General features: G+C 64.6%; 11 protein-coding genes. 6 read left to right on the top strand and 5 right to left on the bottom strand.

Annotated elements, in window-relative coordinates:
• Nucleotides 1-4: 4 nt before the first annotated feature.
• Nucleotides 5-1,453, top strand: coding sequence for a peptide MFS transporter (locus GTP41_RS16955; protein WP_443094244.1), 1,449 nt, complete (start codon nt 5-7; stop codon nt 1,451-1,453).
• Between the two features lie 53 nt (nt 1,454-1,506).
• Here the strand turns inward: GTP41_RS16955 and glpD are convergent, their stop codons facing one another.
• The 3 genes from glpD to GTP41_RS16970 are packed head-to-tail and all read right to left on the bottom strand — an operon-like array spanning nt 1,507 to nt 6,559.
• Nucleotides 1,507-3,021, bottom strand: coding sequence for a glycerol-3-phosphate dehydrogenase (gene glpD, locus GTP41_RS16960; RefSeq protein WP_161026753.1), 1,515 nt, complete (start codon nt 3,019-3,021; stop codon nt 1,507-1,509).
• An 11-nt stretch (nt 3,022-3,032) separates the two neighbouring features.
• Nucleotides 3,033-4,310, bottom strand: coding sequence for a metal-dependent hydrolase family protein (locus GTP41_RS16965; RefSeq protein ID WP_161026754.1), 1,278 nt, complete (start codon nt 4,308-4,310; stop codon nt 3,033-3,035).
• 20 nt (nt 4,311-4,330) lie between these two features.
• Nucleotides 4,331-6,559, bottom strand: coding sequence for an OPT family oligopeptide transporter (locus tag GTP41_RS16970; RefSeq protein ID WP_371867369.1), 2,229 nt, complete (start codon nt 6,557-6,559; stop codon nt 4,331-4,333).
• A 95-nt stretch (nt 6,560-6,654) separates the two neighbouring features.
• On the opposite strand from GTP41_RS16970, the gene GTP41_RS16975 reads away from it, so the two are divergent.
• The 3 genes from GTP41_RS16975 to GTP41_RS16985 are packed head-to-tail and all read left to right on the top strand — an operon-like array spanning nt 6,655 to nt 10,795.
• Nucleotides 6,655-9,006, top strand: coding sequence for a penicillin-binding protein 1A (locus GTP41_RS16975; RefSeq protein ID WP_202419767.1), 2,352 nt, complete (start codon nt 6,655-6,657; stop codon nt 9,004-9,006).
• Between the two features lie 2 nt (nt 9,007-9,008).
• Nucleotides 9,009-10,025 carry an ABC transporter substrate-binding protein gene (locus GTP41_RS16980; protein ID WP_161026755.1) on the top strand — a complete coding sequence of 339 codons (1,017 nt, stop codon included), beginning with the start codon at nt 9,009-9,011 and terminating at the stop codon, nt 10,023-10,025.
• Complete coding sequence (locus tag GTP41_RS16985) at nt 10,025-10,795, top strand: PP2C family protein-serine/threonine phosphatase (protein WP_161026756.1); 771 nt, start codon at nt 10,025-10,027, stop codon at nt 10,793-10,795. Before GTP41_RS16980 ends, GTP41_RS16985 begins: the two co-directional genes overlap by 1 nt.
• Here GTP41_RS16985 and GTP41_RS16990 read toward each other — a convergent pair.
• On the bottom strand, nt 10,792-12,609 hold the full coding sequence (locus GTP41_RS16990; protein ID WP_161026757.1) for a methyl-accepting chemotaxis protein: 1,818 nt from the start codon (nt 12,607-12,609) through the stop codon (nt 10,792-10,794). The two genes, GTP41_RS16985 and GTP41_RS16990, sit on opposite strands and share 4 nt — an antisense overlap.
• 180 nt (nt 12,610-12,789) lie before the next feature.
• On the opposite strand from GTP41_RS16990, the gene mfd reads away from it, so the two are divergent.
• Together mfd and serB are read left to right on the top strand one after the other, a co-directional pair.
• Nucleotides 12,790-16,224: a transcription-repair coupling factor gene (gene mfd, locus GTP41_RS16995; protein ID WP_161026758.1), complete on the top strand. Its 3,435-nt coding sequence runs from the start codon at nt 12,790-12,792 to the stop codon at nt 16,222-16,224.
• A gap of 14 nt (nt 16,225-16,238) precedes the next feature.
• Nucleotides 16,239-17,081, top strand: coding sequence for a phosphoserine phosphatase SerB (gene serB, locus GTP41_RS17000; protein WP_161026810.1), 843 nt, complete (start codon nt 16,239-16,241; stop codon nt 17,079-17,081).
• 81 nt (nt 17,082-17,162) lie between these two features.
• Here the strand turns inward: serB and GTP41_RS17005 are convergent, their stop codons facing one another.
• Nucleotides 17,163-18,356, bottom strand: coding sequence for a CaiB/BaiF CoA transferase family protein (locus tag GTP41_RS17005; RefSeq protein ID WP_161026759.1), 1,194 nt, complete (start codon nt 18,354-18,356; stop codon nt 17,163-17,165).
• Between the last annotated feature and the right edge of the window lie 40 nt (nt 18,357-18,396).

An 18,396-nucleotide genomic window follows, 5' to 3' on the forward strand; every position in this document is an offset into this window, starting at 1 on the left:
GATCATGGGCCACCCAGCTCCGCTCTGGATGCTGTTCATGTCGGAATTCTGGGAGCGCTTTGCGTTCTACGGCATTCGTTGGGCACTCGTGTTGTACATCGTTTCGCAGTTCTACGGCGGCGACGCTTCCGGCCAGGCTGCGGCTAACCTGACCTACGGCTCCTACCTGGCACTGGTCTACGCCGGCGCCCTGTTCGGCGGCTATGTGGCCGACCGCGTGCTCGGTTACCAGCGCTCCATCCTGCTTGGCGCAGTCTTTATGGCGGCCGGCCTGTTCATGATCGCCATCCCGGAAGACCACATCTTCAAGCTTGGCCTGGCGACCATTATTGTTGGTAACGGCATGTTCAAACCGAACATTTCGACCATGGTTGGCAAGCTGTATGCGATCAACGACACCCGTCGCGACTCCGGCTTCACCATCTTCTATATGGGTATTAACGTCGGCGGCTTCCTGGCCCCGATCTTCACCCAGCTGCTGGCGCAGAAGATCTTCAACACCGGCGACACCCCGGCTTACAAGATCGTCTTCATCTCGGCTGGTATCGGCATGCTGATCTCCCTGTTCTGGTTCTACATCGGCCGTAAAGGCCTGAAGGGCATCGGCGAGCCGGCACCGGAAGCGAAGTCCCCAATGCGCATCGTCTACGTGGCACTGGGCGCACTGGCCGTGATCCCGGTCATGTACTCGCTGCTGGCAGTGGGCGCCGCCGCCCTGCAAGGCGTGTTGACCGTGCTGTTCCTGATCCTGGTGGTGATGCTGATCGTCGAAGGCGTGCGTAACGGCCCTGTAGCGCGCGACAAGACCATCGCCATGATGATCATCTTCGCGTTCAACATCCTGTTCTGGTGCTTCTTCGAGCAAGCTGGCTCCTCGTTCACCTTCCTGGCCGACCAGATCGTGAACCGCAGCCTGGGCTTCATGGAATTCCCGGTAGCCTGGTTCCAGTCCGTGAACTCGCTGGCCATCATCGTGTTCGCACCAGTTGTGGCCGCGATCTGGGTCCTGCTGGGCAAGCGCAATATGAACCCATCGATCCCACGCAAATTCGGCCTGGGTCTGCTGGGTAACGGCCTGGCCTTCGGCCTGCTGATGTACGCGCTGACCTTCCTGGTCGACGACAAAGGCATGATCCCGTTCTGGACCCTGTTCATGGTGTACGTGATCCAGTCCATTGGTGAGCTGTGCCTGTCCCCGATCGGCCTGTCGATGGTGACCAAGCTGGCTCCGACCCGCCTGGTTGGCATGGGCATGGGCGGCTGGTTCCTGTCCACCGGTATCGGCAACAACCTGTCCGGTATCTTCGCCTCCCACGTGTCCGGCGAAAGCGGCATGTCGGTAGCTTCGGCCCTGTCCGGCTACACCTTTGGCTTCTGGTCCCTGATGGGCGCAGGCGTGCTGCTGTTCCTGATCGCACCACTGGTGCAGAAACTGATGCACGGCGTGAAATAAAAAAATGGGGTACGTCCCCATTTTTTAAGAAAGGCAGCTTCGGCTGCCTTTTTTTATGCTTGCGCGGTCAGCCAGGTGTCGAGGCGGGATTCGGCACCGGGCGGGAGGTGCAGGCCGAGCTTGCTGCGCCGCCAGAGGATGTCGGCGGCGGTTTGCGCCCATTCCTTGCGGCGCAGGTAATTCACTTCGGCGGCGTACAGGCCGGGCAGGATTTCCTCGCCCATGTCGGCCAGGTTGTTGCAGCCGTCCAGCATGGTGTGGATGCGGGTGCCGTAGGCGCGCACGTAGCGTTTGACCAGCTCGTGCGGCAGCCAGGAGTATTTCACCTGCACAGCGGCGGCCCATTGGCAGAATTCCTGCACCGAGCGGTTTTGCGGGACGGCGCCAAACAGGTCGCCACCGGGCAGGCAGGCTTTTTCGGTCCAGCCCTGGGCGCGCTTGCCGAGCTGCTTGCACAGCATGTCGGTGGCGTCTTCCGCCAGCTTGCGGAAGGTGGTGATCTTGCCACCGAAAACACTCAGCAGCGGTGCGCCCTGCTCGTCCAGCTCGAGGAAGTAGTCGCGCGTGACGGCCTTGGCGTCGGCGGCAGCGTCTTCCAGTAACGGGCGCACGCCGGCATAGGTCCACACCACGTCGGCCGGGCGCACCGGCTCGCGGAAGTAGTCGCTGGCCAGCTCGCACAGGTAGCGGATTTCGCTCTCCTCGATCTCCACCTTTTGCGGGTCACCCTGGTACTCCAGGTCGGTGGTACCGATCAGGGTGAAATCGCGTTCATAAGGAATGGCGAAGACGATGCGGCCATCCTTGTTCTGGAAAATATAGGCTTGGTCGTGCTCGAAAATCCGGCGCACGACGATGTGGCTGCCTTTCACCAGGCGCAGGTTGCGGGCCTTCTGCGCGCCTGCTGCGCCTTTCAGGAAGGCTTGCGTCCAGGGGCCGGCGGCGTTGACGATGGAGCGTGCCGTGATGCGCTTTTCAGTGCCGTCGGCTTTGCGCAACGTGGCCACCCAGTGGTCGGCTTGCCGCTCCACGCCGACGCAGGTGGTGCGGGTCAGGATGCAGGCGCCTTTGGCGCAGGCGTCCATGGCGTTCAGCACCACCAGGCGCGCATCGTCCACCCAGCCGTCGGAATATTCAAAGCCGGTGCTGAAACTGTCTTTCAGGGGGCGCCCTGCGGGGTGGCAGCGCAGGTCGATGCCGCGCGAACCCGGCAACAGCTCGCGCTTGGCCAGCATATCGTAGAGGAACAGGCCGGCGCGGATCAGCAGCGCCGGGCGTTGTCCGGCGTTGTGCGGCATGACGAAGCGCAGCGGCCACATGATGTGCGGCGCGCTGCGCAGCAGGACTTCGCGCTCCGCCAGCGCTTTGCGCACCAGGCGGAATTCATAGTATTCCAGGTAGCGCAGGCCGCCGTGGATCAGCTTGGTAGAGGCGGACGAGGTGTGCGAGGCCAGGTCGTCCTTCTCGCACAGCACGACACACAGGCCGCGGCCGGCGGCATCGCGTGCGATGCCTGCACCATTGATTCCGCCGCCCACTACCAGTACATCGCAATCCACGTCCGCCATGCTCTTCCCGGTTACTGTTTATAAACGACGCCTTCTTTCATCACAAAGCCGACTTTCTGCAGCAAGGTGATGTCTTTCAGCGGGTCGCCCGCCACGGCGACGATATCGGCAGCATACCCTGCTTCCAGCGAACCCAGGCGGTTCGACTGGCCCAACAAGGAGGCTGCATTCAGCGTGGCGGAGCGGATCGCTTCCAGCGCCGGCATGCCCGCTTCCACCATGTAGGCGAATTCCTTGGCGTTTTCGCCGTGCGGGAAGACGCCTGCATCGGTGCCGAAGGCGATCTTGACGCCGGCCTTGTAGGCGCGCGCGAAGGTACCCTGGATCTGCGGGCCGATTGCGGCGGCCTTCGGGCGCACCAGCGGCGAGTAGTAGTTGGGCTCCCTGGACTTGTCGGCGACATAGCGGCCGGCGCTAATCGTCGGCACGAACCAGGCGCCGTTCTTCTTGAACAGGGCGATGCATTCGTCGTCCATGAAGGTGCCGTGCTCGATCGAGTCCACGCCTGCTTTCAGGGCGCGTTTCATGCCTTCGGTGCCGTGCGCGTGGGCCGCGACCTTGAAGCCGTAATCGCGCGCCGCGGCGATCAGGGCTTTCAACTCCTCGTCGTCGAACTGGGAATTCATGCCGCTGCTGGCCTGGCTCAACACGCCGCCGGTGGCGGTGATCTTGATGACGTCCGCGCCTTCCTGGTAGCGGGCACGCACGGCCTGGCGCGCTTCCTCGGCGCTGTTGATCACGCCTTCCATCGGTCCCGGCGTGCCGTGCACGTGGCGCTCTTCGCGCGATTTGCCGTTGCTTGGGTCGCCGTGGCCGCCGGTGGTGGCGATGGTTTTACCGCCGGTGAACATGCGCGGGCCGACGATGGCGCCGCTGTTGATGGCGCGCTTCATGGCGATGTTCAGGCCTTCGCTCGCGCCCAGGTCGCGCACCGAGGTGAAGCCGGCTTTCAGGGTGCGCTCGGCGAAGGCGACCGAGTCGTAGGCGCGGTCGGCGGCATCCAGCGTAAGCTGGCCGCGCAGCGCTTCGACCTGGGGCTGGGTCTGGCCGGTCAGGTGCACGTGCATGTCGATGAAGCCTGGCATGCAGGACATGGCGCTCAGGTCGACGTCGCCTTTGCCTTTGGTTGGTTCGATGGCCTTGACGCTGCCGTTTTCAATGTGGACCGTGACCTTCTCGCGCCATACGCCGGCTTTCACGTCCAGCAGGCGGCCGCAATCGACCGTTTGCGTCGCGGCGCTAGCCGCTCCGGCTACCAGCAGCAGGCTTGCTGCACCCAGTTTCTTCATCACCCATTCTCCTTCTTTAACTAGTTAGCTTCTTCACGTGCCACCCACAAGAGCAGCGCCATGATTACAGCATAAGGTAGCAGGGACAGCAAATCCGCGCTTGGACCGCTGAAAAACGGGTTGCTTTGTTCTGCCCATTGCGTGACCGCGGCGTCGAAATTGGTCATCACGCCGGCGGTGATGGCGATGACGATGCCGGCCAGCGCGCCGCCCGCGATATAGCCCGATGCCAGCAGCACGCCTTCACTGCGGTCGCCTGCGGCCTGGCGCGCTTCCTCGTCCTTGCCGGCGTACTGCGGCAGCTTGTGGTTGCGGCGGTCGGCCAACCAGCGCAAGGTGCCGCCGACCGCAATCGGCAGGGTCGCCGACAGCGGCAGGTAGACGCCGACGGCAAAGGAGAGCGACTGCACGCCCGCCATCTCCAGCACGATGGCGATCATCACGCCCAGCATGACCAGGGTCCATGGCAGTTCCTGGTCCAGGATGCCCTTGATGATGTAGGACACCAGCACCGCCTTGGGCGCGTCGTACTTGCGTACCTCGCTGCCGTCCGGGCGCTTGGCGTGGGTGCCGTTGATGCCGGGGTCGACGAACCATACGGCCTTGCCGTCCGGCGCCACCAGGTATTTGCCTTCCGGCCCGCCCTGCGCGTCCGGCTTTTGCCAGACCTTGTAGGTGGCGCTGTCGCTGGCGGCCTGCGGCCCTTCCAGGCGCGCGGTAGCGGTCAGGCGCGCGGCGTCGGTTGTCAGGCCCGGCGCTACCTGGGCGGCCGGCACGTACACCGTGCTGGCGTTATTCAGCTGCAGCAGGATGGGGCCGAGCAGCAGCGCGGAGGCGAGCGAGCCGACCAGCATGGCGTACTGCTGCAGGCGCGGCGTGGAGCCGACCAGGAAGCCGGTTTTCAAGTCCTGCGAAACGGTGCCGGCGTTGGCGGAGGCGATGCAGACGATCGCGCCGACCGACAGCGCCGTAACGTAGTATTGGCCGCCGGTCCAGCCCACCGCCAGGAAGATCAGGCAGGTCAGCAGCAGCGTGGCGACCGCCATGCCCGAGGTGGGGTTGGACGAGGAGCCGATTTCGCCGGTCAGGCGCGACGACACCGTGGCGAACAGGAAGCCGAACACCAGGATCAGCAGGGCGCCCAGCAAATTCATATGCAGCGGCGTCGAGACGGTGATCACGGCGATGATGGCGAGGCAGCCGAGCACCACCCATTTCATCGGGATATCGCGCTCGGTGCGGCGCGTGGTGTCGGCCTTGCTGCCCTTGCCCGCGCCGGCCAGGCCGCCTGCCAGGCTGCGCCAGATCATCGGCATGGCGCGCAACAGGGCAATGATGCCGCCCGCCGCCACGGCACCGGCGCCGATATACAGGATATACGCGCCGCGCACGTCGTTTGGCCCCATTTCGGAAATCAGCATGGTGCCCGGCGCCAGCACGGCGCTCAGCGGGTCGCCGAAAAATTTGATCATGGGGATCAGCAGCAGGTAGGACAGCACGCCGCCCGCAGCCATGGTCAGGGCGATGCGCGGGCCGATGATATAGCCCACCCCCAGCAGCTCCGGCGACACTTCGGCGCCGATAGAGCCGCCCTTGAGCGGCGCGCCCAGCACCACTTCCGGCGCATCCTTCCAGCCTTTCAACGAGACGTTGAATGCCTTGTACAGCAAGCCCACCGCAAAGCCGCCGAAAATCAGGCGCGCCCGGCGGCGGGCGTCGTTGGCCGCCCCGGACTCGCCTTGCAGCGCCTCACCGGCCGCCAGGCGCGATGAATCGCTGGCTGCAGCCTTGAGCACTTCGGCGCAGGCTGTCCCCTCGGGGAATTTCAGTTCGCGGTGCTGGTCCACGATCATGGTGCGCCGCATGGGAATCATCATCAGGATGCCGAGCAGGCCGCCCAGCACGCCCACCAGCATCACGCGCGAGATTTCCAGGTCGAAGCCAAGGATCAGGATGGCGGGCATGGTCACGCCCAGGCCGAAGGCGATCGACTCGCCGGCCGAACCTGCGGTTTGCGCGATGCTGTTCTCCAGGATGCTGGAGTCCTTGCCGCCCAACTTCTTGGCCAGGCCAAAGAAGGTGACGGCGATGACCGCCACCGGGATCGATGCGCTGACGGTCAGGCCGACTTTCAGCACCAGGTACAGCGAGGAAGCACCAAACACCATGCCCAGGATGGTGCCGAGGAACAGGGCGCGGAAAGTCATCTCCGGCAGCCGCGCCTCGTCGGGTATATAGGGACGAAACACTGAAATCCTTTTAGACTGAAACACCAAGACTATGGCATAAGGTGCAATACCTGCATAGTCTATAATTGCCCGACTTCGCAACCGTGAGAGCTGATTTGAGCAATCGACCTTCCTGGCTGAATCGCCGCAACATCATCCGCGCCGGTATCGGCGCCGGCATCGCCGCACTGGGCGGTGCAATCGCCCTGGCCTGCTACGCAGCTTTCGTTATCCGTCCCAACCTGCCGACACTGGAGGCAGTCACCGATTACCGCCCCAAGATCCCGTTGCGCGTGTACACCGCCGACAAGGTGCTGATCGGCGAATTCGGCGAGGAACACCGCGATTTCACGCCCATTGCCGAAGTCCCGGACCTGATGAAGAAGGCGGTGCTGGCCATCGAAGACACGCGCTTTTATGAGCACGGCGGCATCGACTGGATCCGCGCCATGGGCGCCGCCCGCGCCAACCTGCGCGGCAGCTTCCGCCAGGGCGCATCGACCATCACCATGCAGGTGGCGCGCGATTTCTACCTGAGCAAAGACAAATTCGTCTCGCGCAAAATCGCCGAGATCATGCTGGCCTACCGCATCGAGGACGCGCTCGAGAAGGACAAGATCCTTGAGCTGTACATGAACAATATCTTCCTGGGCCAGCGCTCCTATGGCTTTGCCAGCGCTGCCCAGGCCTACTTCGGCAAATCGCTGAAGGAGCTGTCGATCGCGGAAACGGCCATGCTGGCCGGCCTGCCGCAGAACCCTTCGCGTAACAATCCGGCGGTGAACCCGAAGAAGGCGCGCTCGCGCCAGCAGGCGGTGCTGAAGCGGATGTATGAGCTGGACTACATCACCGAGGCGCAATACGAGGCGGCCAAGAAGGAGCAGCTGCACGTCAACCAGCGCGGCCAGGAGTTCGACACGCACGCCGAATACGTGGCCGAGCTGGCGCGCCAGGTGGTCTTTGCCGAGTTCAAGGAAGAGAGCTATACGCGCGGCATCAACGTTTACACCACCATCCAGTCCACCGACCAGAACGCGGCCTACGCCTCGGTGCGGCGCAACGTGGTGGCCTACGATCAGCGCCACGGCTATCGCGGCCCGGAAGCCAGCATCGAGCTGCCGGCCGACGAGGAAGAACGCGGCGACGCCATCGATGACGCGCTGTCAAAGCGGGTGGTGAGCGACGGGCTGATCCCGGCCGTGGTGCTGCAGGCCAGCCCTACCCTGGTCAAGGCTGAAACCTCGGACGGCGACGTGATCTCGATCAGCGGCGACGGCCTGAAACTGGCCGCTTCCGCCTTGTCGGACAAAGCCAAGCCGGCCACCGCCATCCGCGCCGGCGCGGTGATCCGCATCATGCAGACCGAGAAAAAGACCTGGGCCATCACCCAGGTGCCGAAAGTGGCAGCCGCCTTTGTGGCACTGGACGCCAACACCGGCGCCTACCAGGCCATGGTGGGCGGTTTCGACTACGGCCTGCAAAAGTACAACCACGTGACGCAGGCCTGGCGCCAGCCCGGCTCCGCCTTCAAGCCCTTCATCTACTCCGCCGCCGTAGCCAAAGGCTTTGGGCCGGCCACCTTGATCGCTGACCAGCCGCTGGAAATGCCGGGCGGCGCCAACGGCGAAGCGTGGAAGCCGCAGAACGACGACTTTGTGTTCGACGGCCAGGTCACCATGCGCCGTTCGCTGGCCGCGTCCAAAAACGTGCCGTCAGTGCGCCTGCTGCGCGCGGCCGGCCTGGACGACACGCATGCCTTCCTGGCGCGTTTCGGCTTTGACATGCCGCGCCATCCCAAGAACTACACCATTGCGCTGGGCACCGGCGCGGTGACGCCGCTGCAACTGGCCGGCGCTTACGCCGTGTTTGCCAACGGCGGCTACAAGGTGACGCCCTACCTGATTTCCCGCGTCACCGACGCCAAAGGCGTGCCGATCATGGATATCAAGCTGCCTCCGGCCGCCGCTGCCGGCGAGCGCGTGCTGGACGAGCGCAACGTCTTCATCATGGACAGCATGATGCGCGACGTGGCGCGCAGCGGCACCGGCGCGGCTGCGGGCCGCCTGGGGCGCGCCGACCTGGCTGGCAAGACCGGCACCACCAGTGATTCCTTCGACGGCTGGTTCGCCGGTTACGGCGGCGGCGTGGTGGCGGTCGCGTGGATGGGCTACGACGAGCCGAAATCGCTTGGCGGCCGCGAGTTCGGCGCCACCCTGTCGCTGCCGATCTGGATGGACTATATGCGCGCCGCGCTGCCCAAGCATCCGCCGGTCGACCGCCCGGCACCGGAAGGCGTGGTGCAAATGAACGGCGACTGGATCCTGGAAGAATATGCGGGTGACCCGACCGTGCGCGCGGTGGACATGGAAGCCGCGCCGCTGGAGCCGGAAGCGCCTGCGGAACCCGAACCGCCGGAAGCCCCGGTCCCGCCAGCGCAGCCAGCCCCGCAGCCGGCGACGGGCGCCTGAGCATGCGCTGCGGCCAACCACCGCATACCCAGCGCCGGCGCCGCCTGCTGCGCGCGGCCAGCGCTTTGCCGTTGGCCGCGCTGGCAACACTCCTGCCTGCGGCCCAGGCGCACCACGCGCGCCCGCATATCCCGCGCATCTACATGATCCTGTTCCGGGGCGAGACCGGCGTGGAAGCGGGCTTCCGCCAGTGGTTCGCGGACAACAAACTGGAAGCCGAGTTCCTGGTGCGCAGCGTGGACCTGCACCCGGGCCGAGTCTCCGGCTTGCTCGATGAGGCGCGCGCCTGGCATGCCGACCTGATTTACACCTGGGGCACGCCGGTCACCATGGCCGTGGCGGAGAAGGAATTCGAGATCCCGATCGTGTTCACCATGGTGTCGGCCCCCATCGCGTCCGGCCTGGTGCGCAGCCTGGCGTCCTCGCAGCGCAACCTGACGGGCGTCAGCCACGTGGTGCCGCCGCGCCTGCAGATGAACGCCATCCGCAACTACCGCCGCTTCGAGCGCATTGGCGCCATCTTCAACCCGACCGAAGTCAACGCGCGCGTCGCCGTGCGCGACATGCGCACCGAGGTGGAACGCAGCGGCGCCGACTTCGTTTGCCGCCCGGTGCCGCTGGACGATGCGGGCCAGCCGCGCGCCAACGCCATTCCCGACGTGCTGCACGAACTGGTCGAGCAAGGCGCGCAGCTGCTGTATGTGGGCCCGGACAGCTTCCTCTCGGCGAACCGCCGGCTGCTCACGGAGTCGGCCCTGGCCCTGGGCCTGCCGGTCTTCTCGGCGGCGGAGGTGACGCTGCGCGATGGCCGCGCGCTGTTTGGCCTGGTGGCGGGCTACGGCAATGTCGGTCGCCTGACCGCCCATAAGGCGGCGCAGATCCTGTACCATCGCGTCAAGCCCGCCGCCATCCCCATTGAGACGCCGGGCAGCTACTCCTATCTCGTTAACATGGATGTGGCACGCCAGCTGGGCATGATGCCTCCGGCGCGCGTGCTGCAAATCGCGGAGCAAATCTGATGATTCCACTGTCGCCGCCGGTCCTGCAGCAAATGGGCATGGGCCTGGCTTATGGCGTGACCGATGCGGGTTCCGTCCGCCCCAGCAACCAGGACAACCTGCTCTTGCTGCCGGAGCTGAACCTGGTGGCGGTGGCGGACGGCATGGGCGGGCATGTGGGCGGCGATATCGCCAGCACCGAGGCGTTGCTGCTGGTGTGGAAGCATTTGCGCGGGCTCGAACCTCCGGCCGGCGAGGCGCAGGCGCTGCAGCAGCTGCAGAACGCGGTGCGCTTTGCCAACCTGACCCTGTTCAGCAACAATGCGGCAGCGGGTCTGCAGGACGGCTACGGCATGGGCACCACGCTGACCGGCATGTGGCAGCCGCGGGCGGATGGCCCGGCGTATATATTCCATGTGGGTGACAGCCGCATCTACCGTTACCGCGATGGCCGGCTGGCGCAGCTGACGCGCGACCAGACCTTGTACCAGCAGGCGCTGGAGGCCGGCATGACGGGCATGCTCCCGCCGCGCAACCTGCTGCTGCAGGCCATCGGACCCGGTGAGGACGTGCGGCCGGACGTGTTTGCGGCGCCGCTCAGGGCGGGCGACCTGTACTTGCTATGCAGCGATGGTTTGTATGGCGCGTCGGCGCAGGAGGCCCTGGCCGCAATCCTGTCCTGCGCGGGACCGGCCAACCTGGCCGAGACCTGCAACGCGCTGGTGCAAAAGGCTTTGCAGGATGGCAGCCGCGATAATGTCACGGCTGTCCTCTTGCGCTGCCCTGATTAGAACTCTTCCCATTCGTCGCCGGCCTTGCTGGCGGCGACAGCCGGGCGGCGCGGCGCTTCCTCGGCGCTGCTCGCTGCGCTGGTAGCCCGGGCCGCGCCGCCGGAGGCATTGCCCGCCGCGCGCACCGCGCTACGCTGCGCCGCGCCCGCCGGCCGCGCCACGGCCAGCGCGCGCGCCTGGGTGGTTGGACGCCGGGTGGGCGCCGCAGTGGTGATGGCCGCCATCGCTGCCGCGTCGAGCTTGAAGACGCTGACCACCTCCATCAGCTGCGCCGCCTGCTCCTCCAGCGCCGCGGAAGCCGCCGCCGCCTCCTCCACCAGCGCCGCGTTCTGCTGCGTCACATGGTCCATCTGGCTGATGGCGATATTGATCTGGTCGATGCCCGAGCTTTGCTCCTGCGTCGCCAGGCTGATCTCGGCGATGATGTCCGTCACCCGCTGCACGCTGGTGACCACCTCGCCCATGGTCGCCCCGGCCTCGCCAACCAGTTTGCTGCCCGCGCCAACCTTCTCGACCGAATCGCCGATCAGCTGCTTGATTTCCTTGGCCGCCGCCGCCGAACGCTGCGCCAGGTTGCGCACTTCCGACGCCACCACCGCAAAGCCGCGCCCCTGTTCGCCCGCGCGCGCCGCCTCCACTGCCGCATTCAGCGCCAGGATATTGGTCTGGAACGCGATGCCGTCGATCACGCTGATAATGTCCACGATCTTGCTGGACGACTCATTGATCGAATCCATGGTTTCCACCACGCGCGCCACCACCTCGCCGCCCTTGGCCGCCACGTCCGACGCGGTCTTGGCCAGCTGGTTGGCCTGCTGCGCATTATCCGAATTGTGGCGCACGGTGGAAGTCAGCTCCTCCATCGAGGAAGCGGTTTCCTCCAGCGAGCTGGCCTGCTCCTCGGTGCGGCTGGACAGGTCCATATTGCCGCTCGCGATCTCGGTCGTGGCGCAGGCAATGGTATCGGTCCCCTTGCGTACCTGGCCCACCACCCGGATCAGGCTTTCGTTCATATCCTTCAGCGCCTGCAGCAGCTGGCCGGTTTCCTCCGTGGTTTCAACATTGATATCGCTGGTCAGGTCGCCCGCCGCCACCGTCTGCGCCACCTTCACGGCAGATACGATCGGGCGCGTGATCGCCATCGCGATATACCAGGCAATGAGCACCGCCACCACCATCGCCACCAGCACCGTCGCCACCATTGCGCGCTCGGCCGCCACCACCGAATCCGAGCCGGCCTTCACCGACTCGAGGGCGATCTTGTCGTTCATGTCAATGATCTTGTCCAGGGTCTGCTCGGCCTTGATAAACAGCGGTTCGGAGGCATGGAACTGCTGGAAGAACTGCGCAAACAGCTCCTTCTGCTTTGTCTCATCGTTGTTCGCCGCCAGCGCCGACACCGTGCTGCCAAGTTTCGCGTCGGCTGCCTTCCAGGCATCCCACTCGCCCACGAACTGCTTCCACAGCACCGCCTCCTCCGGCGTTTGCGGCAAGGGTTCGTACTTCTTCCAGCCGACCATGGCCTTGGCCCACGCCGCCTCGCGCTCCTTAGCCACCTGCGCGAAATGGGCCTGTGCCTGGTAGTCGTTCTCGTAGATCGCCGCCTGCAGGGTGGCCTTATCGACCGCCGTCTGAGCTTCGCTCATCACCAGCAAGCCATGGATCGAAGGCAGGCGCACCACGCCGATTTCATTCACCGAGGCGCCGACTTTAGAGATGCCGCTATACCCGGACACGCCCAGGATTGCCAGTGCCAGCATCATCATCGCCACAAGTGCCGCCAGTTTCCACTTGATCAGCAGGTTCTTGAACATAAACTCACCCTTTCTTTCATTGCAAAATTATTTATATGGTTATATTTGGAGAGATTGTGCTCTTACCGAATGAATATCGGGCGTTCTTTACCGTGCGTCAACATATTCGTGTCTTCTTGAACCCTCTAAGCAACAGATGGATATAATGTGGGGCCAGTCTTGTTCAAGCGTCACCTTTGCATGCCCTTTGATTTAAAAAAAGCCATTCCAAAGCCCGGTAACCGCTTCGCTTTGCCCAACCTGTTCGGTTCCGGTGACGCCTACGCCCTGGCGCAGACCGCCCTCGAATTGAAAGCGCGCGGCCAGATGCTGGCCGTCGTCGTCGCCCAGGCCAGCGATGGCCAGCGCCTGCTCGCCGAAATCCCCTGGTTCGCCAACGGCCAGTTGCGCTGCCACTTGCTGCCGGACTGGGAAACCCTGCCATACGACGCCTTTTCGCCGCACCAGGACCTGGTGTCCGAACGCCTGGCCACCCTGCACGAAATCCAGACCGGCCAATGCGATGTCGCCATCATTCCGGCCACCACCGCACTGGTGCGCATGGCGCCGCCGTCGTTCCTGGCAGCCTATACTTTCTTCTTCAAGCAAGGCGAAACGCTGGACGAGGCCAAGCTCAAATCGCAGCTGACGCTGGCCGGCTACACCCATGTGAGCCAGGTCATGTCGCCCGGCGAATACTCGGTGCGCGGCGGCTTGATCGACCTGTTCCCGATGGGTTCCGCCCTGCCCTACCGCCTGGACCTGTTCGGCGACACCATCGAAACCATCCGCACCTTCGACGCCGACACCCAGCGTTCGCTCTACCCGGTGAAGGAAGTGCGCCTGCTGCCGGGCCGCGAATTCCCGATGGACGAAGCCGCGCGCACCGCCTTCCGCAGCCGCTGGCGCGAAACCTTCGAAGGCGACCCGTCGCGCGCGGTGATCTACAAAGACATCAGCAGCGGCATCGCCTCCGCCGGTATCGAGTACTACCTGCCGCTGTTCTTCGAAGAGACCGCCAACTTCTTCGACTACCTGCCGCAAGCGGCCAGCCTCGCCATGGTGGGCGACATCGACGGCGCCATCAAACGCTTCTGGGCCGACACCGAATCGCGCTACAAATTCCTGAAGGCCGACCGTGAGCGCCCGATCCTGCCGCCCAACGACATCTTCCTGGGCGACGAGCAGTTCTTTGTGCTGGCCAAGCCGCACCCGCGCCTTGCCATCTCGCGCGACATGTCACTGCCTTCGTCCGAACTGTCGGCGCCGATCCCGAATATCGCCGTCAACCGCCACCTGGACGATCCGCTGACCAACCTGCGCGCCTACCTGATGCAGTCGGGCCGCCGCGTGATGATCTGCGCCGAGAGCAACGGTCGCCGCGAAACGTTGCAGCAGTACTTCGCCGAGTTCGACCTGTCGCCCGCGCTGGTGGAAGGCTTCGACGGCTTCCTCGCCAGCGACGCCAAGGTGGCGCTGGGCGTGGCGCCGCTGCACGCCGGTTTCGAATTGGAAGACGGCATTGCCTTCATCACCGAAACCGAACTCTATGCCGGCTCCGGCCGCCGCGCCGGCCGCAAAAAGCAGGAAGCCGTTACCCAGGTCGAATCGATGGTGCGCGACCTGTCCGAGCTCAAGATCGGCGACCCGGTGGTGCACATCAACCATGGCATCGGGCGCTATATGGGCCTGGTCAGCATGGACCTGGGCGAAGGCGAGACCGAATTCCTGCACCTGGAATACGCCAAGGAGAGCAAGCTGTACGTGCCGGTATCGCAGCTGCATGTGATCTCGCGCTACTCCGGCGCCTCGCCGGACGACGCGCCGCTGCACACCCTGGGCTCCGGCCAGTGGGACAAAGCCAAGCGCAAGGCCGCCGAACAGGTGCGCGACACCGCCGCCGAGCTGCTTAACCTGTACGCCCGCCGCGCTGCGCGCACCGGGCACGCCTTCGAGTACTCCTCGCACGACTACGAACGTTTTGCCGACAGCTTCGGCTTCGACGAAACGCCGGACCAGGCGGCCGCGATCATGAACGTGATCAAGGATATGACCTCCGGCAAACCGATGGACCGCCTGGTGTGCGGCGACGTTGGCTTCGGCAAGACCGAAGTGGCCTTGCGCGCCGCCTTCATCGCCGTCATGGGCGGCAAGCAGGTCGCCATCCTGGCCCCGACCACCCTGCTGGCCGAACAGCACGCGCAAACCTTTGCCGACCGCTTTGCCGACTGGCCGGTGCGCATAGCAGAAATGTCGCGCTTCCGTACCGGCAAAGAGATCGCCACCGCCATGAAAGGCATGCAGGACGGCACCCTGGACATCGTGATCGGCACCCACAAGCTGTTGTCGGACGACGTCAAATTCGAGCGCCTCGGCCTGGTCATCATCGACGAGGAACACCGCTTTGGCGTGCGCCAGAAGGAAGCGCTCAAATCCCTGCGCGCCGAGGTAGACGTGCTGACCCTGACCGCCACGCCGATCCCGCGTACCCTGGGCATGGCGCTGGAAGGCCTGCGCGACTTCTCCGTGATCGCCACCGCCCCGCAAAAGCGCCTGGCCATCAAGACTTTCGTACGCAGCGAAGGCGAATCCATCATCAAGGAAGCCGTGCTGCGCGAACTGAAACGCGGCGGCCAGGTCTACTTCCTGCACAACGAGGTGGAAACCATCCAGAACCGCCTGGCCAAGCTGCAGGAAATGCTGCCCGAAGCGCGCATCGCGGTGGCGCACGGCCAGATGCACGAACGCGACCTGGAAAAAGTCATGCGCGATTTCGTGGCGCAGCGCTACAACATCCTGCTGTGCACCACGATCATCGAAACCGGCATCGACGTACCGACCGCCAACACCATCATCATGCACCGCGCCGACAAGTTCGGCCTGGCGCAGCTGCACCAGCTGCGCGGCCGCGTCGGCCGCTCGCACCACCAGGCTTACGCCTACCTGCTGGTGACCGACGTGCAAGGCCTGACCAAACAAGCGCAGCGCCGCCTGGACGCCATCCAGCAGATGGAAGAACTGGGCTCCGGCTTCTACCTCGCGATGCACGACCTGGAAATCCGCGGCGCCGGCGAAGTGCTGGGCGAAAACCAGTCCGGCGAAATGCTGGAAGTCGGCTTCCAGCTCTACACCGACATGCTGAACGAAGCCGTGCGCGCCCTGAAGGCGGGCCGCGAGCCCGACCTGGCCGCCCCGCTCGCCACCACCACCGAAATCAATTTGCACACGCCGGCCCTGCTACCAGCGGACTTCTGCGGCGACGTGCACGAACGCCTGTCGATCTACAAACGCCTGGCCAACTGCGGGACCCAGTCCGGCATCGACGACCTGCAGGAAGAACTGATCGACCGCTTCGGCAAACTACCGGATGCAGCCAAAGCGCTGGTGGAAACCCACCGCCTGCGCATTGCGGCCAAATCCGTCGGCATCGTCAAGATCGATGCCCACTCGGAAGCCGTAAACCTGCAATTCATGCCCAAGCCGCCGATCGACCCGATGCGCATCATCCACCTGATCCAGAACCAGCGCCACATCAAGCTGAACGGACAGGACAAGCTCAAGATCACCGCCAATATGCCCGACCTGACCGCGCGCGTGAACCAGATCAAAACTGCCATTAAACAGCTGACCGCCTGATGACCTCTATGACGATGAACCTGGTGCTGCAAGGAGTCGGCGATTGCGCCGCCCGCCTGCAGCGCATCGCCGCCCTGACCGCGCCGAAACGCGTGGTGACGGTTTCCGACAACGCCCTGCGCTGCGAAGGAATCACCTACACCCCGGCCCTGCGCCAGACCATCGAGATCGCCGCCCAGGCAGCCCACCTCGACACCACCTACATGATGGGCGTGCGCCGCCTGGACGAGTTCAAGCTGGTGGCGATGGACATGGACTCGACCCTGATCACCATCGAATGCATCGACGAAATCGCCGATATGCAGGGCCTGAAGCCGCAAGTGGCCGAAATCACCGAAGCCGCCATGCGCGGCGAGCTTGATTTTTCCGAAAGCCTGAAGCGCCGCGTCGCCCTGCTGGAAGGGTTGGACGCCAATGCCCTGGAGCGCGTGTACGAAGAGCGCCTGCGCCTGTCGCCTGGCGCTGAACGCATGCTGCAGGCGGTGCAGGCCGCCGGCCTGAAGACGCTGCTGGTTTCCGGCGGCTTCACCTTCTTCACCGAACGCCTGAAGACGCGCCTGGGCCTCGACTACACCCGCGCCAACGAGCTGGAGATCGTGGACGGCAAGCTGACCGGCAAGGTGATCGGCGAAATCGTGGACGCCGACGTCAAGCGCAAATCGGTCGAACACGTATGCGCCGCGCTGGGCATCATGCCCGAGCAAGCCATCGTGATGGGCGACGGCGCCAACGATTTGAAGATGATGGGCATCGCCGGCCTCTCCGTCGCCTTCCGCGCCAAACCCGTGGTGCGCGAACAAGCCAGCGTCGCCCTCAACTACGTCGGCCTCGACGGCATCCTCAACCTGCTTCAATAAGATTCGGGGTCAGGTCTGACAATCGGACAAATGGTGCCCATGGGCACCATTTGTCCGATTGTCAGACCTGACCCCGAATTTCTAGCCGACAACCCCTCGGGCACGCAGGGCAGATATTTGCGCCTCCGTCAGCCCGAGTCCGGCCAGCACGCCGTCCGTGTGCTGGCCCAGCGCCGGGCCCTGCCAGCGTACTTCGCCCGGTGTCTCGGACAACTTGGGGACGATGCCGGGCATCTTGACCTGCACGCCATCCGGCAGCACGGCATCCAGCAGCATGCCGCGCGCCTGGTAGTGCGGGTCGGCCACAATGTCCTTGACCGAGTAGATGCGCCCCGCAGGCACTTCGGCGCGCTCCAGCACGGCCAGCACTTCGTCAATCGTATGCGCCGAGGTCCAGCCGGCAATGGCGGCGTCGATCAGCTTTTCCTGCGCGGCGCGGCCATCGTTCTGCGCGAACTGCGGGTCTTCGGCCATATCGGCACGGCCGATGGCGTGCATCAGGCGCTTGTAGATCGGATTCGAGTTGCCGGCGATAACCACGTACGAGCCGTCGCGCGTAGGATAGGTGTTGGACGGCGCGATTCCCGGCAAGGCGCCGCCGCTGCGTTCGCGCACGTGGCCCAACAGGTCGTACTCCGGCACCAGCGATTCCATCAGGTTGAACACGCTCTCCACCAGCGAAACATCCACCACCTGGCCATCGCCCTGCCCCGTCTTCACACGCAGCACCGACATCAGCGCGCCCATCACGGCATGCAAGGAGGCCAGCGAATCGCCCAGGCTCACGCCCACCCGCGCCGGCACGCCGCCGGCCTCGCCGGTAGTGTAGCGGATGCCGCCCATCGCTTCGCCAATCGCGCCGAAGCCGGGGCGGTCCTTGTATGGGCCGCTCTGGCCATACCCGGAAATGCGCACCATGGTCAGCTTCGGGTTCGACGCGTGCAGCACAGCCCAGCCCAGGCCCAGTTTCTCCAGCGCGCCCGGTTTCATATTCTCGATGAGTACGTCGGCATCGCCGCACAGCTGCTTGACCAGCGCAATGCCTTCCGGCGCCTTCAGGTTGATCGAGATCGACTTCTTGTTACGCGACTGCAGATACCACCAGAGCGAGGTGCCCTTGTGCAGCTTGCGCCATTTGCGGATGGGATCACCCTCGCCCGGCGCTTCGATCTTGATGACTTCCGCCCCGAATTCCGCCATCAGGCGGGCCGCAAAGGGCGCCGCAATGAGCGTCCCGATTTCAATGACTTTGATACCCTGCAACGGACCCGCCATTTTCACCACTCCTCTTGCAATTACATTATCATTAACGCCG

It is taken from the genome of Pseudoduganella guangdongensis, from assembly GCF_009857475.1.
Lineage (GTDB): Bacteria > Pseudomonadota > Gammaproteobacteria > Burkholderiales > Burkholderiaceae_D > Rugamonas > Rugamonas guangdongensis.

What these genes read in the sequence shown, in the direction of transcription:
- GTP41_RS16955 (WP_443094244.1), top strand. Translation starts at nt 5, where the DNA reads ATGGGCCACCCAGCTCCGCTCTGGATGCTGTTCATGTCGGAATTCTGG.
- glpD (WP_161026753.1), bottom strand. Translation starts at nt 3,021, where the DNA reads ATGGCGGACGTGGATTGCGATGTACTGGTAGTGGGCGGCGGAATCAAT.
- GTP41_RS16965 (WP_161026754.1), bottom strand. Translation starts at nt 4,310, where the DNA reads ATGAAGAAACTGGGTGCAGCAAGCCTGCTGCTGGTAGCCGGAGCGGCT.
- GTP41_RS16980 (WP_161026755.1), top strand. Translation starts at nt 9,009, where the DNA reads ATGCGCTGCGGCCAACCACCGCATACCCAGCGCCGGCGCCGCCTGCTG.
- GTP41_RS16985 (WP_161026756.1), top strand. Translation starts at nt 10,025, where the DNA reads ATGATTCCACTGTCGCCGCCGGTCCTGCAGCAAATGGGCATGGGCCTG.
- GTP41_RS16990 (WP_161026757.1), bottom strand. Translation starts at nt 12,609, where the DNA reads ATGTTCAAGAACCTGCTGATCAAGTGGAAACTGGCGGCACTTGTGGCG.
- mfd (WP_161026758.1), top strand. Translation starts at nt 12,790, where the DNA reads ATGCCCTTTGATTTAAAAAAAGCCATTCCAAAGCCCGGTAACCGCTTC.
- serB (WP_161026810.1), top strand. Translation starts at nt 16,239, where the DNA reads ATGAACCTGGTGCTGCAAGGAGTCGGCGATTGCGCCGCCCGCCTGCAG.
- GTP41_RS17005 (WP_161026759.1), bottom strand. Translation starts at nt 18,356, where the DNA reads ATGGCGGGTCCGTTGCAGGGTATCAAAGTCATTGAAATCGGGACGCTC.